General features: G+C 30.5%; 17 protein-coding genes. 14 read left to right on the top strand and 3 right to left on the bottom strand.

What is annotated here, in order from left to right; genetic code table 11:
• Window positions 1–3 precede the first annotated feature (3 nt).
• Together QHG34_RS06735 and QHG34_RS06730 are read left to right on the top strand one after the other, a co-directional pair.
• A complete protein-coding gene (locus QHG34_RS06735) occupies window positions 4–2322 on the top strand; it encodes a GAF domain-containing protein (RefSeq protein WP_282629438.1) in 2319 nt (772 codons plus the stop codon).
• Window positions 2323–2733 (top strand): SRPBCC domain-containing protein, encoded by a 411-nt coding sequence (locus QHG34_RS06730; RefSeq protein WP_282629437.1) that lies wholly within the window; start codon window positions 2323–2325, stop codon window positions 2731–2733.
• 56 nt (window positions 2734–2789) lie between these two features.
• On the opposite strand, the gene QHG34_RS06725 is transcribed toward QHG34_RS06730, so the two are convergent.
• Entirely contained in the window at window positions 2790–6509 is a 3720-nt protein-coding gene (locus QHG34_RS06725) for a metallophosphoesterase (protein ID WP_282629436.1), read from the bottom strand.
• Between the two features lie 24 nt (window positions 6510–6533).
• Between QHG34_RS06725 and QHG34_RS06720 the strand changes: the two genes are divergently transcribed.
• On the top strand, window positions 6534–7730 hold the full coding sequence (locus tag QHG34_RS06720; protein ID WP_282629435.1) for a Pycsar system effector family protein: 1197 nt from the start codon (window positions 6534–6536) through the stop codon (window positions 7728–7730).
• Here QHG34_RS06720 and QHG34_RS06715 read toward each other — a convergent pair whose 3' ends face one another.
• The gene (locus QHG34_RS06715) at window positions 7731–8198 is read right to left on the bottom strand and encodes a DUF6265 family protein (protein WP_282629434.1); all 468 of its coding nucleotides are present in this window, start codon (window positions 8196–8198) and stop codon (window positions 7731–7733) included.
• Window positions 8199–8454: 256 nt separating this feature from the next.
• On the opposite strand from QHG34_RS06715, the gene QHG34_RS06710 reads away from it, so the two are divergent.
• Entirely contained in the window at window positions 8455–10266 is a 1812-nt protein-coding gene (locus QHG34_RS06710; RefSeq protein ID WP_282629433.1) for a chloride channel protein, read from the top strand.
• Between the two features lies 1 nt (window position 10267).
• Here the strand turns inward: QHG34_RS06710 and QHG34_RS06705 are convergent, their stop codons facing one another.
• Window positions 10268–12001: a tetratricopeptide repeat protein gene (locus tag QHG34_RS06705; RefSeq protein WP_282629432.1), complete on the bottom strand. Its 1734-nt coding sequence runs from the start codon at window positions 11999–12001 to the stop codon at window positions 10268–10270.
• Between the two features lie 357 nt (window positions 12002–12358).
• Here QHG34_RS06705 and QHG34_RS06700 point away from each other — a divergent pair, with 357 nt between their 5' ends.
• The 10 genes from QHG34_RS06700 (at window position 12359) to rpoN (ending at window position 23712) form a co-directional block, all read left to right on the top strand.
• Window positions 12359–13360: an LLM class flavin-dependent oxidoreductase gene (locus QHG34_RS06700; protein ID WP_282629431.1), complete on the top strand. Its 1002-nt coding sequence runs from the start codon at window positions 12359–12361 to the stop codon at window positions 13358–13360.
• A gap of 163 nt (window positions 13361–13523) precedes the next feature.
• Complete coding sequence (locus tag QHG34_RS06695) at window positions 13524–14495, top strand: polyprenyl synthetase family protein (protein WP_282629430.1); 972 nt, start codon at window positions 13524–13526, stop codon at window positions 14493–14495.
• The gene (locus QHG34_RS06690; RefSeq protein ID WP_282629429.1) at window positions 14495–15487 is read left to right on the top strand and encodes a GSCFA domain-containing protein; all 993 of its coding nucleotides are present in this window, start codon (window positions 14495–14497) and stop codon (window positions 15485–15487) included. Before QHG34_RS06695 ends, QHG34_RS06690 begins: the two co-directional genes overlap by 1 nt.
• Window positions 15477–16244: a TatD family hydrolase gene (locus QHG34_RS06685; protein ID WP_282629428.1), complete on the top strand. Its 768-nt coding sequence runs from the start codon at window positions 15477–15479 to the stop codon at window positions 16242–16244. The genes QHG34_RS06690 and QHG34_RS06685 overlap by 11 nt, the downstream gene beginning before the upstream one ends.
• A gap of 50 nt (window positions 16245–16294) precedes the next feature.
• On the top strand, window positions 16295–17005 hold the full coding sequence (gene pyrH, locus QHG34_RS06680; protein WP_282629427.1) for a UMP kinase: 711 nt from the start codon (window positions 16295–16297) through the stop codon (window positions 17003–17005).
• A gap of 8 nt (window positions 17006–17013) precedes the next feature.
• A complete protein-coding gene (frr, locus tag QHG34_RS06675; RefSeq protein WP_282629426.1) occupies window positions 17014–17568 on the top strand; it encodes a ribosome recycling factor in 555 nt (184 codons plus the stop codon).
• Between the two features lie 76 nt (window positions 17569–17644).
• Complete coding sequence (locus QHG34_RS06670; RefSeq protein ID WP_282629425.1) at window positions 17645–20056, top strand: hypothetical protein; 2412 nt, start codon at window positions 17645–17647, stop codon at window positions 20054–20056.
• Between the two features lie 124 nt (window positions 20057–20180).
• Window positions 20181–20555: a VOC family protein gene (locus QHG34_RS06665; protein ID WP_282629424.1), complete on the top strand. Its 375-nt coding sequence runs from the start codon at window positions 20181–20183 to the stop codon at window positions 20553–20555.
• Window positions 20556–20713: 158 nt separating this feature from the next.
• Entirely contained in the window at window positions 20714–22162 is a 1449-nt protein-coding gene (gene asnS, locus QHG34_RS06660; protein ID WP_282629423.1) for an asparagine--tRNA ligase, read from the top strand.
• A 77-nt stretch (window positions 22163–22239) separates the two neighbouring features.
• Window positions 22240–23712 (top strand): RNA polymerase factor sigma-54, encoded by a 1473-nt coding sequence (gene rpoN, locus QHG34_RS06655; protein WP_282629422.1) that lies wholly within the window; start codon window positions 22240–22242, stop codon window positions 23710–23712.
• The last annotated feature ends 123 nt before the right edge of the window (window positions 23713–23835 follow it).

The raw sequence follows: 23835 nt of genomic DNA, 5'->3' as shown, positions 1-23835 counted from the left end.
TATATGAGGGAGAATATGATCGAAAATTTACCAATTAAAATTGTTTATTCATTTGAGTCATTAATCAATGAGTTAGAGAATTCTGAATATAATTTTGGAGAGTTTAAAGTTTTTTTAGATTATTTAAAAGAAACCAAACCTGAAATTATAAGTGGAGTGGATTCTTATGTAGAATTTGAAAGATTGGTAAATGAAGTGCATCCAATTATAGAGAAAATAATTCCGAAACCGTTGATGAAATATAATTTAAAAGCAATTACATTTCCATTTTCGGATAAATTTATTTTTGCAACAGATCGTTTAAAAGAATTAATTGATAACAGACATTCTAAATTAAAGCTTAGTTTTTCTAATTTAGATCAAGATACATTATATAAATTTTCGTGCTGTTTCATTTTGTCTAAATATTATAATGTTAATTTAGATTTTAATTTTGCAAATCAGTTAGAAATAGAGAATAAAGAAGGTTTTATCACTTATTTGGGTACAGATATTAATCACGATTATTTTCAAATTTATCCAGCTGATAAAAAATATGAATTAACAGAAGAGCAAATTGATAATTTGTTAAATAGCTATGAAGATACTATGATGTGGAGAGATTATTTTCCGCCACAATCTTATATAGCAAAAGGTTTCAATCTTGTTTCATTTTTTGATAATACGACTGAAATTGCAATGTCTAACCTGAAAAGTAAATTGATCACTTTTGGTGAACAGTTTGATGCAGTCAAAAATGATATTGTTTCGGCAATGAAATCAATTTTCAAGATTGGCGATTTAGAAGTAGGATTTTCTTCTTATAATTCGGACAGAGAATTGTTAGAGAATAGTACACTAGAACATGTTAACATGAGTTTCATTGTCAATAAAAAGTCAAGTGTACGAATGAATGAGATTGCTTGCACCAACCTTCAGAATAAAATTAGTAAGTCTGATTATTATGTAGTTTCTAATATTGATGCGATGTTAGAGAAATATCCAGACGATAAATTATTGAATATAGTCCATCAACAAGGTTTAAAGAGTTTAATTATTTATCCGCTGAAAAATGGAAACGATTGTCTTGGTGTTTTAGAAGTTGCTTCTCGTAAACCAGGCGTTTTTAATCGTATTAACGCGAATTTGTTATCCGAAATTACACCTTTATTAGAAGAATCGATTTATCGATATGGAATTGATTTTGAGAATCAAATCAATGCATATATACAAACCGAGTATACGTCGTTGCACCCGAGTGTAGAGTGGAAGTTTCGTCAAAAAGCGAAAGATCATTTATTGAAAACTTCTAACACAAAACAGAAATCTCAGATTTCATTTCAGAATGTATATCCGATGTATGGAGAGATTGATGTAAGAAATTCTTCTACAATTCGAAATCAATGTATGCGAATTGATTATCAAAATCAAATTGAATATTTAATTAAAATTTGTGGCGAATTATATAATCGTACTCGTAAGGAGAAATTTTTAGATAATATTAATCATTTACAAGATTTTTTGGATAGAATTGATAATGTAGATAAAATTTATTTCGAATCAGAATTATTCGATTATATCTCGCTTAACATTCATCCAGAAATTCCTAAATACGCCAAAGAGGACGATAAAAGTATTATCGAAAAATACTTGAGAAAATTAGACACTACAACTGGTTTGTTTTATGTAGAACGCAAAAAATTTGATCATTCAATTGTGATGATAAATTCACTTTTGTCATCCAAATTAGACGCTTTTCAAGTTCAGGCACAACAAATTTTCCCACATTATTACGAACGATTTAAAACAGATGGAATTGATTATAATTTATATGTAGGTCGTAGTATATCGCCTCATATTAAGTTTAATTATCTAAAAGTTAAAGAAATAAGATTTTGGCAATTACAAGCAACTATTGCTTTGGAGCAAGCTTACAAAGAAGAACGTAAAAAAATGCCACTTAAAATTGATGTAGCTTCGCTTATTTTTTCCACGAATTCTACATTAGATATTTTGTTTAAAATGGATGAAAAGCGCTTTGATGTAAATGGTTACAATAATGCAAAATACGAAATCATAAAGAAAAGAATTAGTAAAGCATTTATTAAGGATACGGACGAACGTGTTAATCAACCAGGTAAAGTCTGTGTAATTTACAGTGAAGATGTTTTGAGAGATGAATATACAGAATACTTCTCGAAATTAATTGAACTTAATTATTTGAAAAACGATATTGAGTACTTAGAAATTGATGATTTACAAGGAATTAATGGATTGTTAGCAGTAAGAGTTTCGATTAATTATAAAAATGGATTGAATAATTATATAAAATACAAAGAATAAATGAATGAGGTAGTTTTATTGAATATATCAATAGATAGTTCTGCTGATAGTATTTGGAAAGTTTTGACTGATGAACAAGCTTTTTCAGCTTGTTTTGAAAACATAAAAATGACGTGCAATGAATGGAAAGTAGGAGGTGCAATACAATTTGTAACACAACGAAATGAAGAAACAATTGTTGACGAGGCTTTGATTACTTCTATCTTAGAAAACGAACGTTTGCGATACAATTACAAAAAACAAAATGCTAATCATGAAATCGAAGTAATTTTTAGTCTTAAACCTTCAGGTAATTTTACTTATTTATCGATTGAAGGAAAAGATTTTGTTGACGAGTTTGAACGCTCACATTCAGAAAACGCTTGGATTAACATGATGCAATCGATTAAAAAATATGTTCAAAAAAAATAAGCTTCATAAAATTGAAGCTTATTTTTTATTATTAAATTATTCTGAAATTTTCTATTTTAGAATCCGAAGTTTAGTCCGAAAACGATACGTCCAGGGTCTTCTCCTTTAAAGTAAGAAACACTAGCTGTGATAGTTTCGGCTCCGTTTATCCAAACTCCACCTCCCATAGAAGAGTGCCATTTGTTAGAATCTTCGCCGTTTAACCAAACGCGTCCGTAATCTGCTCCAACAAACATACCTAATCGCATAGGAACAACTGCTTTGAATTTTAAAGCATCAAATCTTAAATCAGATGTTTGTAAGAAAACTTTATCTCCTGCAAATCTACCTAAACGATAACCACGTAAATCTTGATCACCACCTAAATTAGCCATTTGATAAAATTCCATAAAATGTCCAAAAACAGCTTTACCTTTCAGCATAGACGCTACTGTTAATCTACCATTAGCAGATATTTTATGTGTAAAACCTAAATTAAGCTCTGTGTAAAAGTTATTGCGTTCGAATTCAGTTAAATTAGAAATCCATTTTGCATTGGCTAAAAATGTCATTCCTAATTTTGGAAGAGATTCGTTATCATAGTTTTTGAAAACATATTTTGCACCGATTTCACCAAAATGTTGTCCTTTAAAAACATCGCGATTCACAGGAACATCGGCAACAATACGATCTAAATTCTCTTCGATTTTTTTGTAACTATAAATTGCAGAAAAATCTAAACGACCATTGTTGTTCATGATTTTGTAAATCGAAGGACCAAAACTATAACTCTCTAAACGTACACGATTATAGTCCATTCCTAACTGCTCTTGATTATTAAGTGTTTCGTTACCTAATCCGAAATAGTTTGTACTAAACGTTGGGCTGGTGTACATTCCGTTTAGCTCCATGTTCCATTTTCCTAACGCTTTAATAAAAGTACCTTTATATTTTGCTTCAACACCACCTGTTGCAAAAAAGTAATTTAATTGTAAATTATGGCGTTGCGAATAAGGTTTACGATCAAAACCATTTACTGTATAGGTTGGTGATACACCTATTTTTAAACCATCATCTGGGTTATATCCAATGTTTGGTAACATTGAAAAGAAATTATATTTAGGTTGTTTATAGTCGTAAGTATTTATTTCATAATCATTCATAAAGTTTGTCGATGTCATAAATGTAGATTGTTTGGCATCGCTACCATTTGCGTAATCATATACTTTTATTTTAGACGAACGTTTTACTTCGTAAATATCATCATCAACTCCACCAATAATGCGAGTTAAAATAGCTTGACTTGGTTTTCCATCAACTTTAAATTGATCCTTACCATTTAAACCATATAATCTAATTTCTTTTGTAGCCTTTTTATCAAAATCTTCGTCAAGAATTAATGTACGATCAATTCCTGAGTAAATTTTTATATTCGTTTTTCCTTTTGGTAAACGAGTTATAATAAATTCATCATTTTCATCGGTTCCTTTTAAGATAACTAATCTGCGAAGTGTTTTATCATACTCTTCTGCAAATTTTACTAGTTTTTCTTTTCGCTCGATTAAGTTTTTAATGACTTCGTTATCATAATCTTGCTTAACTTCTTGTGGGATTAATTCGAAAGATTTTTTAATGTATTCGTCTGATAAATTATCTTGAATATATTTTGCTTGTTTTTTCCATTCATCAAGATTTGAAGATTCAAGAATTGCTAAATCTAACGGATAAGGCTCGCGGTTAAACCATTTTACATTTTTGATATCATCTTTGAAATCTTGCATATGGCGAAGTGGCGGAATACCCATTACAGTCTTGAATAAAAGACCATCGTAACGAGGGAAAGCTTGGTCACGATCGCGTGGAATTGGTTTATAAACAGTTTTGTCTCCTTCTTTATAAATTCCCCAACGCCATTGGTCTGAGTGTCTGTCCCAATCTCCAATTAACATATCGAATAAACGAGCACGAATGTAAGCTTCTTTGTCTACTACAACATCTTTGTTTTTTTGGATTGCAGCAAGCATATCATCAGTACTTACAATGTCTTTTGGCTTACCAAAAATACCATCTTGATAACTAGACATTGGTCGTTCTTCTATCATATAAAGTTCGTCACCAAAATCTTCGTTATATTCTTTCAAAGCTTCTTGCTTAGGAACATAATAAAGTTTTGGAGTAGAGTGCATGATACCAATCGGATTCATCAAATTTGCTACAGCCAAAGGATAATAAGGATGATTTGTTGTGTAAAAATCCATTAAGAATTTTTCTGTGAAAGAATCCTCAAAATCATCTGCTACATATTTATCTTTGAAAGCGACTTGCTGAATAAATTGCGTTGCACTTTTCTTAACCGAACGCATATTGTATTCTTGTCCTTTACTATCTGTTAAACGTAAGCTTTTTGTTTGGTGACCGCCTCCCATGCGAATAGGCGTTAAACCACCATATAATTCACCTAAGTTGACAGTATTTGCAGTAATAGTTTGGCCAAAAGTTCGTCGGTAATGTTTTCCGAAAATAAACTTATATGGATCAGATTTTCTTGTATCATTTAAAGGATAAACAGAAGTTTCCTTTGTTTTAGGCATTTTTTTATCATCGTAAACTTGTGCTAAATATTCTTTCTTTTTATCTGTAACTTGTTTAGACAATAAAAGATTAGCACCGTTTTCGTTGTAGCCATAGAAATTAACTTTTGACGCGCCATTATCATATAAATCTAAAATAGCGAAACCTTTGTCTCCGTAAGAAAAATCATTTTTACCAACAGATTTTGCAGATTCGTTTTTAGATCCAGAACCACTAATAATTTGCTTTACATTTTCATTCTGAATGTATTGTAAATTATGATCATGCCCAGAAACAACGATTACATTATTTCTATTTTCTATTAAAGTGGCAATTCGAGAGGCTAATTCTCTGTACTTAAAATTGTTAACGTCTTGAGGGCTAAGACCTGTTGTACTTCTTAATAAATTAAGGAAAGATCCAATTACTGGCAAAGGAATTTTAAAATCATCACCAAAAGGATAAAACTGTTTCTTAAAATCAAATTGACCTCCATGCGTACCGTTAGAGTACAAAGGATGATGCATTGTAAGGACAGTCGTTCTATTTTGGTATTTATTTAATTGAGATTCTAACTCTTCAAAAAATGCTTCGCGTGTTTTGATGTCACATTTTTCATTTAATTGAGGATGTTTATCCCAATCTTGTAAATACCATTCAGAATCAATTGCGATAATTCCGATACTATCATTTACATTTATTTTATCTATCGGACAAGCATCTTTAGGTAAAAAAGCCTTCTTATTATTAAGTTGTTTTTTTACAATTTTTTCTTGTTCTTTTAGTCCAGCAATACCATTTCTCCAATCGTGATTTCCAGGAATAAAGAGTGTTTTTCCTTTAAAAGATTTTGCTAAATCTATTTGTAATTGTAGTTTCTCTCTACTTGTAGTATATTCAGCTTTTGTAGAGTCTGTTACAATTCCGTTTTCGTAGATGTTATCTCCTAAAAAGAATAAATAAGATGCAGAATCGGCTTTTGCTAATTCTGTTTTTAATATCTTAAGATTTTGCTTGTTTTTAGGATCATCTAAATTTCCTGCATCGCCTAGTAGATAAATGGATTGAATTTTGTTTCCATCAACTTTTTGTATTTTTTCATTCTTTATATTTTTACCATATTGTGGGTGCTGTGTAGCGCAAGAGGTAAAGTAAAGACATGAACCGACTAAAGCCAGAAAAGGATAATTCAACTTTTTGTTGTTAAGGGTTGGTAATAATTTCATACATTTAAGCATTAAAAACTTGTAATGAACCAATCGTTATTAAATATAGAAAACTACGTTTTCAATCTGTTCAAAGATAATCTTTCTTTGGATTTTACGTACCATAATTTTATGCATACTGTAAAGGTTGTTGAAGCTATAAAAACTTTGTGCAAAGAAGAACAAATTTCATCAGAACTGCAAGAAAAATTATTGATTGCTGGATGGTTTCATGATACAGGTTATACAAAAATCGTGCAAGGACACGAAAATGAGAGTGCAAATATTGCAGGAGAATACCTTAGGGCGCAAAATTTTGATGAAAATTATATTACAGAGGTACAAAATTATATCCTGATTACTATTTTACATAATATACCGACAAATGTTGGTGAGGCGATTGTAAAAGACGCCGATAATTATCATTTAGGACAATTAGAATATTCTAAAATTGCAGAATTACTTCGTGATGAAATTGCAAAAATTTGTGGTAAAGAGTACACAGATTACGAATGGAATGTAGAGAATCGTAACTTTTTCTTAAACGTTCATCATTATTATACTGATGCGGCTAAAGATTTGTGGCAAAAAGGGAAAGAAGACAATTATTTGTCAATTCAGAATAAAATTAAGGAAATTGAAGTAATCGGAGAAGTCCCAAATAAATTTGATCTTAAGAAAAAGAAGAATGATAAGTTACAACAGCCAGATAGAGGCGTTGATACACTTTTCCGTGTTACGTTAAATAATCATACAAGATTAAGTGATATTGCAGATAGTAAGGCAAATATATTACTATCAGTTAACGCAATTATTATATCGATAGCTTTATCTACATTGATTCCGAAATTAGGAAGTCCAAAAAATGAATATTTGTTGTTGCCTTCAATCGTTATGCTACTATCAAGTGTAGTTTCTATTGTGTTTGCTATTTTAGCAACAAAACCAAAAGTAACATACGAGAGTTTTAACGAAGAAGATGTAAGAAATAAAAAAGTGAATCTTTTATTTTTCGGTAATTTTTATCAAATGTCGTTGGATGCTTACGTTGAAGCAATGGAAGAATTGATGAAAGATCGCGATTATTTGTATAATTCGATGACACGAGACTTGTACTTTTTAGGAAAAGTGTTAGAAAGAAAATACCGTCTATTAAGTATTACCTATACAATATTTATGGTAGGAATAATATTATCTGTTGTGGCATTTACTTATGCTGTACTAACAAATCCTGCAGTATAGTTATTTCATTTTTTCAAAAATAAAAGGAACTTTGTTCGATTCGTCGTTAGAAATTTCTGCGTTCAATAAAGTTCCATTTTTCCAATATTTAATGATTTTTGGAAAATCATTTTGAGTGTTTTCTACAATAAAACTACTCTTATCAGAAAAGGTTAGAATAAAATCAGTCGTTTTAGTCTCTTTTTTGTTCATTTTTACTTTAAAAATCCATTTCTCATTTTCTTTCACTAAAGTTGTGTGTTCTTGAAAAATAGTATCATTATTTTTTATAGTAAATCCACATCCTAAATAGGTCGTATTATTTAGTTTTTTCCAACTTTCGTACGTTTTTCGATCAGTTTTTTCATTTGTTCTGATCCATTCTCCAACCAAAAAATTAAAGTCATGACCTTTTGTTGAGGTTGCTTTAGTTGATTGGCAAGCGTTAAAACTAATCAACATTACTATTCCAAAAATAATTTGTTTCATTTGTATAAGATAAGTTTAATCGATATTTCTAATTAGATTGAGAATTTCTTCTTTGCTAAATTAAGTTTTAAATCTTGTACATTTTCAGCTTACAGGATAAAATCTTTGATTCTATTCTTTTTTTGTAAATAGATAAGTATTTATAATCTATTGATATGCAAATTAGTTAAAAATTTAAGAAATATAGTATAATTGTAACGAAAAAAAAGTTAGGGTATAATTGTTGTATTGTAGTTTTGACAATTAACTTTGCGAAATGCAACTATCTACTAAATTTAAGGTATTACAATATATAAAGCGAGGAATCAATTTTTTTCAGAATTTGTTGAATTTGTTAAAATTAGTTTTAACAGAAAGACAGTTTCTGTATTTATCTTGTATACTTGTTGCTATTTCGTCTGCTTTAGCAGTTATTGTACTTAAAACTTTTGCGCATAGAGTTTTTGAGTTTACAATTTATATCGGAAGTATTCTAAAACTTCCGTATATGAATAGTATTTTACCTATTATAGGTATTTTGTTGACTGTTTTCGTGGTCCAAAAATTCTTAGATGGATCGATAGAAAAGGGAACCTCACAGATTATGATTGCAGTAGCAAAAAAATCTGGAATAATGCCTAAAAAGCAGATGTACGCTCAGATATTAACAAGTTCGTTAACAGTTGGTATGGGAGGATCTGCTGGTCTTGAATCTCCAATTACGATAACTGGTGCCGCATTTGGGTCTAATTATGCTCAGTATTATCGTTTCAAATACAAAGAAAGAACATTGTTGCTTGCTTGCGGTGTTGCAGCAGGTATTTCAGCAGCTTTTAATGCACCTATTGCAGGTGTTTTGTTTGCGATAGAAGTCGTTTTAGCTGACATGAGTGTAAGTGCTTTTATTCCGTTATTGTTATCATCGGCGACTGGAGCATTGTTTGCTAATTTAACTTTGAAAGAAAACATGCTACTTTCGTTTCGTTATGCGCTCGGATTTGATTATCACAATACTATTTTTTATGTTATTCTTGGTGTGCTAGCAGGTTTTGTTTCTATCTATCATGCACGTATGTTCAGAAGAATAGAACACTTAATTGGAGGATATTCTGACAACGTCTATTGGCGTGCATTAATAGGTTCAGGAACATTAGCAATTTTGATCTTTTTTGTGCCGACTTTATTTGGTGAAGGATATGAAGGAATTAAATATTTAGCAAATGATGAAGCGGGATTTATTTTAAAAAATACATTGCTAGAAGATTTTAAAACAAACCAATGGGTTATTTTAGCTTTTGTTACAGTTACAATTCTTATCAAAGCTATTGCAACTGGGTTAACTCTGGGTAGTGGAGGTAATGGAGGAAATTTTGCACCTTCATTATTTGTTGGTTCTTATCTAGGTTATGTTGTGGCTAAATTTTTTAATTTAATTGGTTTCAAAGATGTTCCTGTGGGTAATTTTACAGTTGTGGGCATGGCAGCAATGTTAAGTGGTTTGTTTCACGCACCATTAACATCAATATTCTTAATTGCAGAAATTACCGGTGGTTATGGTTTAATTATTCCATTGATGTTAGTATCGTCAATTAGTTTTGCAATTTCCAAACGTTATGATAAATATTCGATGGATATCTATGCAATTGCCGAAAAAGGAATTGTTTTTACTTCGGATAAAGATCGTAATCTATTCAATAAAATTGATTTGTTTTCAATATACATTAAGAATATTAAGACGTTAACTGTTTACAATTCGATTGAGGATATTAAAGAAATATTTTCTACAACAACACAAGATTTTATACCTGTACTTAATGAAGATCAAACTCTACATGGCGTTATTGTGTTAGATAATATTAGATCATTTATTTTTTCTGATGATTCAAAAAATAAGAGCTATTTAGATTGTATAACAGAAGCGCCCTCAACATCGGTTTTTGCGAACGCTGCAAATGTAATGAAGATGATGGAGAACAAAAAAATAGAGTATATGTTGCTTACCAAACAAACTAAATTTGTAGGTTATGTGACAGAGAGTCTTTTGTTAGAACATTATCGAGATAATCTAAAAAAATTAAGAATCGAATAAACTATTCAGGATCAGTAAAATCAGAAAAAACAGTATCAAAGTTTTCATATTTTTTCTTCAATCGTTGTTTTGCTTTTTTTACTGCGTCTGTTGTAATTCCAAGAATTTGTGATGTTTCAACATTATTCAACCCAAGTTTTTGTAAAAAAATAATACGAAGATTAGAATCTGTTAAATTCGGAAAATTAGCGTTCAGATATTCGCAAAAATCTTTTTGTTCGTAACTAAATATTGTTTTAAAATTAGTCCAATTTTCCTCAGTCATTAAATGTGAATGAAGTAATTGATTTAATTTTCCTTTGTTTTTTTCACTACCAAAAATTTGATTAGATTGTTGTATTGTTTCAATTTCTTGTTTCAAAACTCCAATTTGTCTGTTTTTTTCAGTCAAGAAAATTTTATAATCGTCTAATGATTTTGTGGTATGATTTAGCGCATTTTCAGACTCCAATTTTTGTAGGCGCAATTGTAAAACTTTGTTCTCGAAAAGTGAATTTTGGATTTTTATTTTTCTTGAAAAGGATAAATAAATAAAAACGGCAATTAAGAGTAATAAAATAGAAATGATAATTAGTGCATTTCGCAATAAATCTGCCTTGTCAGCTTTAGTTTTCTGAGCCTCTAATTGATAATCAAAATTCTTTTTTTGGATATTCCAGTTGATTTGATCAATAACATCTTCACCATTTTTGTTTTTTAGAAGATTCTGAATGTCATTAATTTTTCTTCTTAATCGCAATTCCTCCTCTTGATTTTTTTCTTTAATTGCAATTTGTAAAAGAGATGTATTTATTTCTAATTCAAAACTTCTAAGATATTCTTTCGTAGAAGCATATTTTTCAGCATTTTTAATTGTCTCTTTTGCTTCAGTATATTTACCTTGATCCAAGTAAATTTTACCCAACCTAATATTTGCAAACATTAAGTTTCTTTCTTCATTCAATTTCTCAGAAATTTCAATGTCTTTTTGCAATAAATCGATCGCTTTATCATATTCTTTTCTATGATTATAGATTAATGATAAATCACCTAAAACCTTTGCGTATCTTAATTGGTCATTATTTTTTAATGCATTTTTTTGAGCAAGAAGATAATAATGTTCTGCAGAATCAAAATCTTTTTTGTCATAATATATTTGACCAATTGCATTTAATATACTTGCATATTCGTTACTCGTTTTATTAGTAAATGATAAAGCAGATTTTAGATAATTTTTACTTTTTTCGACATCACCAACATTACCAAAGAAGTAAGCATTTGTTTTGTAAACATAACTTTTCTGAATAATATCTGAGGGTTTATTTGTGTCTAAAAGGCGAGAAGCAAACATAAAATACGGAAATGCTTTCTGATATTCGCTAAAATTGTAATAATAAAAGCCAATTTTTGTATTTACCCAAATAGTTAATCCTGGATTGTTTAATTCTTTTGTAGTTTCTTTTGCGTGTCTAAAAAGTAGATCTGATTTTGAATTTATTTTATCAATCGATTTATAATGCGCTTCAGCCAATAAAATAGAGTAGATAACATTCAAATTCTTTTGGATGTAGGAAGAAGAACTATTGCTTAAAGTCTCAAAGTTCTTTTTTAAAAGTACACTATCATTTATATCTTTATTTTGGTTGATAACATAGTCTAGCTTAATCAAATCTTCTTCAGAAGTTTTGTTAGTAAATGAAGTTACGAAGTGAATGACTATTAAGCCAATAAAAAAGTAAATAAATGGTTTAAGCATGTATTTTTTTGCAAATATAAATTGAAATATTGATTCTTTTTTAAATAAATATTTATAATCAATTAAAATATGATATAAATGTAATTCATTGATTAACATCGATTTTTGAAATGTCCACCCATTTGTCCACCCCAAAAATTGTACTTTTTTATAAATTGAAACTACTTTTGATATAGTAAAAAACAGATTACTAATTTATAACTAAACAACAAATTATACTCTCGAACTATCTAAACCTATTTATAAGTTAAATTACTCAATTTAATCTAATCCTCTGAAAATTCTTTTAGAGGATTTTTTTATTGAAAAATTTCTGAAAAAAATAATCTTCGTAACTTAGTTTAATATTACGTTTGAATGGAAAGATTAAAAAAGATAAATTATTCGGTACTTGATTTAGCTTATGTGAGAGAGGGAGAAACGCTAAATCAAACGTTTAAAAATACATTAGAGTCTGCAAAATTTGTAGACGAATTAAATTATACAAGATATTGGTTATCAGAACACCATAATATGCAAAATGTTGCAAGTGCGGCAACATCGTTATTAATAGGTTATGTTGCAGGAGGAACGAAAAATATAAAGGTAGGTTCTGGTGGAATAATGTTGCCTAATCATACGGCATTATCAGTTGCAGAACAGTTTGGGACATTAGAAGCTCTTTATCCAAATCGTATTGATTTAGGCTTAGGAAGAGCGCCAGGAACGGATCAATTAACTGCTTCTATTCTTCGTCGTGGAGAAAACTTTATGAATTATGATTTTGAAGCAGAAATTAAAAATTTACAAACTTATTTTAGCATAGAGAATAGCGATAGTAATGTACGCGCTATTCCTGGAGAAGGAGCAAATGTGCCGATTTATATTCTAGGTTCAAGTACAGATTCTGCTTTCTTAGCGGCTAAGTTGGGCTTGCCTTATGCGTTTGCTGGACATTTTGCGCCACAACAATTTCATAATGCTGTAGAGATTTATCGATCTCAATTTCAGCCTTCACAGTTCTTAGAAAAACCTTATACAATTGCCTGTGTCAATATTATTGCAGCAGATACAGACGAACAAGCTCATTACTTATCTATGTCGATGTATCAAGGTTTTCTGAATATTATTACAGATAAACGTCAACCAATTGTAGCGCCAGAGAATACCAATTTAGAGTTAGCTTCTCCTGAGCAAAAGTATATGTTAAAGGGAATGACAGCTTTGTCTTTTATTGGTTGTAAAAATACATTAACGCAAAGTTTTGATGAGTTTATTTTTCAATCAAATGTAGACGAGATAATGGTTTCGTCTAATATTTTTGATCAGAAAGCGAAAAGAAGAAATTATAAAATTATTAGTGAAATATTTGGTAATTAATAATATAGAATATTGTTTCTCGGAAAATGTTTAGAATTTTTGTTCTAAACATTTTTTGTTATCAGTATTTAATATGATTGAGTAATAATCAATCTCGGATTAATTTTTTGATTAACTCTAAACACTTATCTTTGTGTCAATATAAAATCTTACAAAAAATAATATGTACTCATTTGATAAATTTCACGAATTAGTTTCCCAAACAATTGATAATAATCCTTTTTCTAAATCTCCAATCGAGTTGTATGAACCAATGGATTATATTTTAAATATAGGAGGAAAACGTATTCGTCCGATTCTTACTTTATTAGGAACAGATTTATTTGATGGAGACATCGAAAAAGCATTAAAACCTTCTTTAGCAATTGAGTTTTTTCATAATTTCTCGTTGATGCACGATGACATTATGGATAATGCATCTCTAAGAAGAAGTAAACCTACTGTACACGAAAAATATGGTTTGAATGATGCGATTTTGTCTGGTGATGCAATGTTAATCAAAGCATATCAATTTTTAGAAGACTTAGAGCCAGAATTGTTTAAAACTGCAACAAAATTATTCTCAACAACAGCTTTAGAAGTTTGTGAAGGTCAACAATTAGATGTAAACTATGAAACAAAACTGAATGTTTCTTATGAGGATTACATTTACATGATTTCTTTAAAAACAAGTGTTTTGCTAGGTGCAGCTCTAAAATTAGGTGCTTTAATTGGAAATGCTTCTGCAGAAGATGCTGAAAAATTGTATCAATACGGACTTAACTTAGGAATTGCTTACCAATTGAAAGATGATTATTTAGATGTTTTTGGAAGTTTAGAACATTTAGGTAAAAAACATGCCGGAGATATTTTTGAGAATAAGAAAACGATTTTATATATTTCTGCTTTAGAGGCTGCAAACGAAGAAGAAAAAGAAGAATTGTTATACTGGTATAGCTCTAATACAGATAATATAGATAAAGTATATGCGGTAGAAAAATTATTCAGAAAACTGAATGTAAACCGTAAATTATCAATGTTAATTAGAGAGTATACAAACAAAGCACATAGTTTCTTAGATCAAATTGATGTTCCAGAAGAACGTAAAAAACATTTAAGAGAGTTAAGCGAAGTTTTAATTGATCGTCAAGGATAATGATTTTTAGGACTGAAGTTAATATTAGCAAAAGCGATTTTTGTATAAATCATGATCAAAAAATAATCAGTTTTGGATCTTGTTTTGCTGACGAAATGGCGAGTCGTCTTTCTAATCTTAAGTTTAATGTTTTAGCAAATCCATTCGGAATTCTATTTCATCCACTTGCGATAGAAAATGCTTTGCAACGCATTCAGTCCAATACCTTTTATCAAGCAGAAGAAATTTTTAATTTAAACGAACTTTTTTTTAGCTGGGATCATCATTCAAGTTTCAATTCTACAGACGCTACAACAACTTTAGAACAGATTAATTCATCTTTAGAAGAAGCTCACAATTTTCTTGAAGACGCAGATGTTGTGTTCATTACATTGGGTACTTCGTGGATTTATAAATTAAAGGAGTTAGATTTTGTAGTAGCAAACTGTCATAAAGTTCCGCAAAAACATTTCGAGAAAGTTTTGTTAACTGAAGCTGAAATTATTGAATCTATCAAAAATTCGATCAAAGTTATAGAAGAAATGGCGCCGAATGCACAAGTTATTGTAACGGCAAGTCCTGTTCGTCATATCAAAGATGGAATTGTAGAAAACAATGTAAGTAAAGCGCGTTTGTTAAGTGCTTTGTACGAAGTTTCTGTACAGCATGAAAATGTAACATATTTTCCGTCGTACGAGTTGTTGATGGACGATTTGCGTGATTATCGTTTTTACGCTGATGATTTATTGCATCCAAATAAACAGGCTGTAGATTATATTTGGGAAAAATTTTCAGAAACGTACTTTGAAGAAGAAACTATTCAATTAAATAAACAAATCGAAAAATTAATTATTGCGCTAAACCATCGACCTTTTAATGAGGATTCTGAAGCGCATCAAAAATTTATTTCGAATACCATAGAACAAATGTACAATGTAATGCGTAAAAATCCGAGTGTAGATTTTAAGCAAGAGATTGAGCATTTCAAATCAAAATTAAATCATGTTAATTGATACACATACACATTTATATTCAGAACAATTTGAGAATGATATAAATGAAGTAATTGCACGAGCAAAGCAAAATGGAGTAGAACGATTTTATTTGCCTGCGATTGATAAAAGTTATACGGACAGAATGTTAGCATTAGAAGCTGAGAACCAAGATTCGATGTTTGCGATGATGGGTTTGCATCCGTGTTCGGTTCATCCAGATACAATAGAAGACGAATTGGCTCATGTGCGCGAATGGATAGATAAACGTCCATTTAAAGCGATTGGAGAAATTGGAATTGATTTATATTGGGAAAAAGAATTTCTACAAACACAACAAGATGCTTTCAAAACGCAAATTGAATGGGCGAAAGAAAAGAATTTACCAATTGTGATTCATTGCCGTGATGCTTTCAACGAAGTTTTTGAAGTGTTAGAGGATGTGAAAGATGAAAAATTATTCGGAATTTTTCATTGCTTTTCTGGAACAAAAGAAGATGCACAACGCGCAATTGATTTCAATCTGAAATTAGGAATTGGTGGAGTTGTAACCTTCAAAAATGGTAAAATAGATCAATTTTTAGGTGATTTTGATATCAAACATATCGTTCTCGAAACAGATTCGCCTTATTTGGCACCAGTTCCGTTTCGTGGAAAGCGTAATGAAAGTAGTTATTTGACACATGTTTGTGATAAATTAGTTGATGTTTATCGTAAAACACCATCAGAAATTGCAGAAATTACGACAAAAAATGCGTTAGACATTTTCGAACGTTAGGATAAATCAGAATAGAAAAATTATATTTGCAGAAGAAAACCTTTTACAAAATGAAATACAAAAGAATATTACTTAAATTAAGTGGTGAAGCATTAATGGGAGATTTACAATATGGTATTGATCCAAATATGCTGAAACAATATGCGCAACAAATCAAAGAAGTTGCAGAACTTGGTTGCGAAGTGGCAATCGTAATCGGAGGTGGTAATATTTTTAGAGGTGTACAAGGTGTTGCTTCTGGTATGGATCGTGTGCAAGGAGATTATATGGGAATGTTAGCAACTGTGATTAACAGTATGGCATTGCAAGGAGCTTTGGAAGATGCTGGTGTTAACACACGTTTACAAACGGCTATTCGTATGGAGCAAATTGCAGAACCATTTATTAAAAGAAGAGCTACGCGTCATTTAGAAAAAGGTCGTGTAGTAATTTTTGGTGCTGGCACAGGAAATCCTTATTTTACAACAGATACAGCAGCAGTTTTGAGAGCAATTGAAACACAAGCTGATGTTATTTTGAAAGGAACTCGTGTTGACGGAATTTATACTGCCGATCCAGAAAAAGATTCAACAGCAGAAAAATTCGAAACAATTTCTTACCAAGAAGTTTACGATAAAAACTTAAAAGTAATGGATATGACCGCTTTTACTTTGAGTGAAGAAAATAATTTACCTATTATTGTATTTGATATGAATACGGCAGGTAACTTGAAAAAATTAATTTTAGGAGATAACGTAGGTACTCTAGTAACAAATAAATAAATCCCGAAATGGAAGAATTAGATATCATTTTAGAAACGGCTAAGGAGCAAATGCAAGGAACTGTAAGTCACTTAGAGGTTGCATTCGACAAATTAAGAGCAGGTAAAGCTACTCCTGCAATGTTAAGTTCGGTACGTGTTGATTACTACGGAAGTTTATCTCCGTTAACTCAAATTGCAAATGTAAATACGCCAGATGCAATGACATTGAGCATTCAACCATACGAGAGAAATTTAATCAACGAAATCGAAAAAGCAATTATCAATGCTAATTTAGGTTTTGCACCTTCTAACAATGGAGATACAATTATTATTAGTATTCCTCCTGTAACAGAAGAACGTCGTAAAGAGTTAGTAAAAATGGCAAAAGCGGATATGGAACATGCAAAAATTTCTCTTCGTAATGCACGCCAAGATGCGAACAAAGCACTTAAAAACGTAAAAGAAGCTTCAGAAGATATGGTAAAAGACTATGAAACACGTGTTCAAGGTTTGACAGACAAATTTTCTAAAAAATTAGAAGAAGCTTTAACTAAAAAAGAAGCAGAAATCATGAAAGTCTAATCTTTCAGAAAAAATAACTTTTTTAAGGCAGCGATTCGCTGCTTTTTTTATTTATTTGCATAATTAATTACCAAAAATGAAGAATTATTTATTCCTGCTAAATTTCTGTATTTCACTTGCCTTATTTGCTCAAATAAAAGTTAGAGTTTTTGATGCGCAAGATGAATTTCGTTTAACAGGTGCTAATATTTACAGTGATACAAAACAATTTCTGGGACAAACAGACGAAATAGGAGAGTTGGATGTTAGCGATTCTATTCATTTTATTGATATAATTAAAAATGGATATTTCTCTGAAACAATTCAAGTTGATGGTAAAAAATTAGTAGAAGTAATGATGAAGCCTTCATACATCAGTCTTGATGAGGTTACTTTTACAACAAATGATTCTGTTGGGCGTAATATTATTATTAAAGCAATACAAAATCAATCCAATAATACAATAAGAAAAGGAGGAAGTATATTCCTTAAATCATACACAAAATTTTGGAGTACAGTAAATAACGATTCAATTCCGTTTATCATTCAACCCCAAAATCACCAGGATTCTGTCAATAATCAATGGAAAAAGTTATTAGATAATAGTCATTTGTTTTTGGGAGAACGTGCAATGGATCACAAAATATCTAAACGTTTTGGTTTAAAAAACATCGTTCAATCTTCGCGTATTTCGGGTATGCGCTCGCCATTGTACGAGTATTTGGCAATGCAACCAATAGCTTTTAATTTTGATCAAGATCAGATTAATTTCTTTTTTAAAGGAATTGTGAATCCTGTAAGTAGAGAAGGTTTATCACACTATCGTTACGGTTTTAAAGAAGATATTACTTTTAATGGTAGAGAAACAGCTTTGGTTAGCTTTTTTCCTTCAATCAAAACAGATAAACGACAAATTAAAGGAACACTTTGGATAGACGATAAAACGCATGCTTTAGTCAAAATTGAAGCCGAAAATACGAGTGCAAATTATGTTGCTGAATTAGAAGCCGATTGGATGTTGAATAATGGAACTTGGATTCCGAATCAACAAAAATATCGAATGGAAGCGGGTAATTTTAAAGTAATTGATAAATTACCTTCTGAAGAATTTCAGGATAAAAAAGAAAAAATTTGGGTTAATCTAGAAACAACTTTTAAGGATATAAAGAATCCTTATCATTTTAAACGAAACGAATTTTTGGGCTACGAGGACGAAATTTCTTTCCAGAACATGAATGATAAAAAATGGGATAATGTAATGCAAGATTATCGCGACTCAACATTATCTAATAGAGACAGAAATACGTACGAAAAGATAGATAGTATAAGTGGTAAATATAAGTTAGATCAACAAGCTAAATTGGCAAGAATTATTAATTCTGGAGGCAAATTATCACTAGGTAAAGTAGACTTGGATTTAACTAAAATATTAGCTTTCAATGATTATGAAGGTTTCCGTTTAGGTGGAGCATTTAACACCAACGAGAATTGGAGTGAGAAATATTCTTTAAACGCTTATTCTGCTTACGGTTTTAAAGATGAAACATTTAAATATGGTTTTGGAGGAGATTATTTTGTCAATAAACCATATTCTGGAAAAATTTTTGCTAGATATAGACAAGATGTTTCGGCTTCTGGTAAAACACCTATTATTTTACAATCAAATTATACACGTTTAGTGAATGGCGCTTTTAGTAATATTTATAATCGCGAATATTTCTCTTACAAAAAATACTCTGCTGGTTATGAGCAAGATATTTTCAAAAATGTAACATTTAATTTATCAGCGAATATCGAAAAGCAAAAAGCTGAGTTTGATTATTTGTATCTAAACGAAAACGGTTGGTACGATTTATTCAACACGCAATTAGCGGTTCGTTTTGCTCCAAAAGATAAATTCATTCGTACACCTTACGGAAAAGTTACAGTGAATAGCGGAAAATCTGTTATTTATGCAACTTTGACAAAATACTGGGATATTTTCAATACCGATTATGATCCAATTCGTTTGAATGTTTCTTACTTCGATGTTTTTGATACGCGAATTGGTAAAACAAATTTTAATGCGAATTTTGGTTGGGTAAATGGAAAAATGCCTTTGATGAATTTGTTCGAAGGACAAGGAAATGCTAAACGTAACGATGTATTTAATTTTGGAGTTGCGGGTATTACAAACTTTGAAACAATGCGTCCAGGAGAGTTTTACTCGGACAGATTTGTTTCTTTTCAAGTAAAACATATTTTTGCTGGCGTTAAAGTCGGAAACAAAATTATTTTTCCTCAATTCGTCTATCGTGGAGTTTTGGGCGATATGAAAGATAGAGAAGATCATCAAAATATTAAGTTTAAAACATTGAATCATTATTATCACGAAACAGGTATTGAGGTGAATAATATATTGTTCAAATCTTTTGGGTTAGGTGCTTTCTATAGATTAGGTGCTTATACAGAAGATAAGTTTCAAGATAATTTTTACTTAAAATTAACGGTTAATTTGAATTTCTTATAATACAGATTATCATATTAAAAGCTCTTTAATTTAATCAAATTAAAGAGCTTTTTTAATTAATGTGTATTCATAATTTAATATGAAATGTTATCTTTAAAAGATAGATTAATTTAAATTGATTAAGATGAAATTAAATGCAGGAATTATTACAGATAAACTAGTAGAAACGAAAAGGTTTTACACCGAAGTATTAGATTTTGGAATTACTTTTGAGAATGAATTTTATCTTCTGTTACATACACCAGATAAAAGTAGCGAGTTAAGTTTTTTACTTCCTAATCATGCAAGTCAACAACCTCTTTTTCAACCAAAATTTGATGGTAAAGGAGTTTATTTTACAATTGAAGTTGATGATGTAGACGAAGTTTATAGAAAATTGAAAGAGAAAAAGATAAAAATAGAGATAGAATTACGTGATGAACCTTGGGGAGACAGACATTTTGCAATTCAAGATCCAAATGGAGTTGGGATTGATATTGTGAAATATTCGCCTCAGTAATTTTACTTCAAAAAATAAACTAAAATCAAAAATCCTTTACATTTTCATTGAAATTGTAAAGGATTTTTAGGTTGGGTGAAATTTATTCGCAAAAATTATGCCTATAATTTTTATAACTTCAAATATTAACTAAATTTGTAAGGATAAATTAAAAAATTATGCAATCGTACGGAATTAAGGCCTTATTAGAAAAAGGCAAAGATTTGTTATTACAAGAAGTAGTTGTAAACGGATGGGTAAGATCATTCAGAAGTAATCGTTTCATCGCTTTAAATGACGGTTCTACAATTAATAATATTCAGGTAGTAGTAGATTTCGAAAATTTTGACGAGTCAATTATAAAACAAATTTCTACAGCTGCTTCTTTAAGAATTAAAGGAGAAGTGGTAGAAAGTGAAGGAGCTGGACAAGAAATTGAAATCATTGCAAAAGAAATCAAAATCTTAGGAACTGCACCTTCAGAAGAATTGAAAGGAACAATTTTACAACCAAAACAACACAGTTTAGAGATTTTACGTGAGCAAGCTCATTTACGTTTCAGAACAAATATGTTTGGAGCAATTATGCGCGTTCGTAACTCGTTAATGTTCGGTATTCACAAATACTTCAACGAAAACGGTTTTGTTTACATCAATACGCCTGTTATTACAGGTTCTGATGCAGAAGGTGCTGGTGAAATGTTTCACGTTACAAATTTAGATTTAGAGAATTTACCTAAAAACGAAGAAGGAAAAGTAGATTATACACAAGATTTCTTTGGTAAATCAACTAATTTAACGGTTTCGGGACAATTAGAAGGAGAAACTGCGGCAATGGGATTAGGAAAGATTTATACGTTCGGACCAACTTTCCGTGCAGAAAATTCAAATACTTCTCGTCACTTAGCAGAGTTTTGGATGATTGAACCAGAAATTGCGTTTTTTAATTTGGATCAAAACATGGATTTAGCAGAAGATTTCATGAAATACGTGATTTCTTATGCGATGGAAAACTGTAAAGATGATTTAAACTTTTTAGCAGAACGTTTTGACAAAGAGCAAAAACAAAAACCAGAAGCAGAGCGATCAGAGTTAGGTTTAATTGAACGTTTAGAATATGTGTTAAACAATAAATTTATTCGTTTAAGCTATACTGAAGCTGTTGAGATTTTAAAAGAATCTAAACCAAATAAAAAAGGTAAATTCAAATATCCAATCGAAGGTTGGGGAGCTGATTTACAATCAGAGCACGAGCGTTATTTAGTTGAAAAACACTTCAAAACGCCAGTTATCTTATTTGATTATCCAGCAGAAATCAAAGCATTTTACATGCGTATGAACGAAGATGGTAAAACTGTAAGAGCAATGGACGTTTTATTCCCAGGAATTGGAGAAATCATCGGAGGTTCTCAACGTGAAGAGCGTTTAGAAGTTTTAGACGAAAAAATGGATAAATTCGGAATCGATAAAGAAGAATTATGGTGGTACCGCGACACAAGACGTTTCGGTTCTGTTCCACATTCTGGTTTCGGTTTAGGATTAGAGCGTTTAGTCTTATTTGTAACAGGAATGGGGAACATTCGCGACGTAATTCCTTTCCCAAGAACACCAAATAACGCAGAATTTTAATTAAAATATTTACTCGGATTTTCTCTTAAATAACGTATATTTAGGAGAAATCCGTTTTTTTAGCCAAAATCCACAATATGTTAAAGCAGGAATTAAATCTCAAATTACAACAAAAACTTTCTCCTCAACAAATTCAGTTGATGAAGTTGGTTCAGCTTCCTACTGTTGCTTTCGAGCAACGTGTTAAAGAAGAGATGGAAGAGAACCCTGCCTTGGATGATCAATCTTCTGAATATGACGAAGATTATGGAGGAGAGCAAGATGAGTGGGATAATCAGAATGATGATTATAACGACGAACAAGTAATCGACACAAGTGATATCAATATTGATGATTATTTGAGCGATGATGATGTTCCGAATTACAAAACGTATACAAACAATTATAGTGACGATGACGAAGATAAATCTGTTCCTTATGCACAAGGAGAGAGTTTTATTGAGTTTTTGACAGGACAATTGTACACTTATAGATTAACTGAAGATCAGTTTAAAATTGCAGAATTTATACTAGGAAACATTGACGATGATGGATATATGCGTCGCGATGTAAAATCTTTGGTAGATGATTTAGCTTTCTCTCAAAATATTTATACTTCTCCTGATGAGGTAGAGAATCTTTTGGTAAATTATATTCAGCACATGGATCCAGTTGGAGTAGGTGCACGTAATTTGCAAGAATGTTTATTGATTCAATTAGAGAGTAAAGTAGAAACTGAAGCAGTAGAATTAGCAGAAAAATTAATTACAGAATCATTTGACGCTTTTACAAAAAAGCATTATTCTAAAATCATGGCAAAATATGATGTAGATGATGATGAGTTACGTGATGCAATTTCTGAAATTGAACGATTAAATCCAAAACCAGGAAAATCATTTTCGAGTAGTAGTAAAATTGTTGAGCAAATAACGCCAGATTTTTCGATTAATATCAATGATGGAGATTTAGAATTATCATTAAATGGACGAAATGTACCTGAATTGAAAATCTCAAGTGCTTTTGCAGAAATGCTTGATACTTATAAGAAAACGGAAAATAAATCAAATGAGCAGAAAGAAGCTGTTATGTTTGTAAAACAAAAGCTAGATTCTGCAAAATGGTTTATAGATGCAGTTCAACAACGTCGTAATACGCTTTTATATACGATGGAAGCAATTATGAAGTTTCAGAAAGAGTATTTTTTAACGGGAGATGAAACGAAAATTAAACCAATGATTTTGAAAGATATTTCGGATCGTATTGGAATGGATATTTCGACAGTATCTCGTGTAGCAAATTCTAAATATGTATCAACACCTTATGGTACGTTTTTGATTAAAGATTTATTCTCAGAATCGTTGACAAACGAAGATGGAGAAGAGGTTTCGACAAGAGAAATTAAACGTATTTTACAAGATGTAATTGCTGAAGAAGATAAGCGAAAGCCTTTGACAGACGAAAAACTAACCGAAATTCTAAAAGAAAAAGGTTATCCAATTGCACGAAGAACAATTGCAAAATACCGCGAACAACTTAATATTCCGGTTGCACGTTTAAGAAAAGAAATATAAAAAAAGAGCTTTATTTAAAGCTCTTTTTTTGTGGATTGAATTTTCAAATCTTAAGGAAATTGATAATAGTTTTAATTTTTGTGTAACTTTTTTATAAATCATGCGTCATTTAAGAAATGACAC

Source organism: Empedobacter sedimenti, from assembly GCF_030005555.1.
GTDB classification, from domain to species: domain Bacteria; phylum Bacteroidota; class Bacteroidia; order Flavobacteriales; family Weeksellaceae; genus Empedobacter; species Empedobacter sedimenti.
Note: the sequence above shows the minus strand (reverse complement) of the source record. Positions and strands in the feature narration are given on the sequence as shown.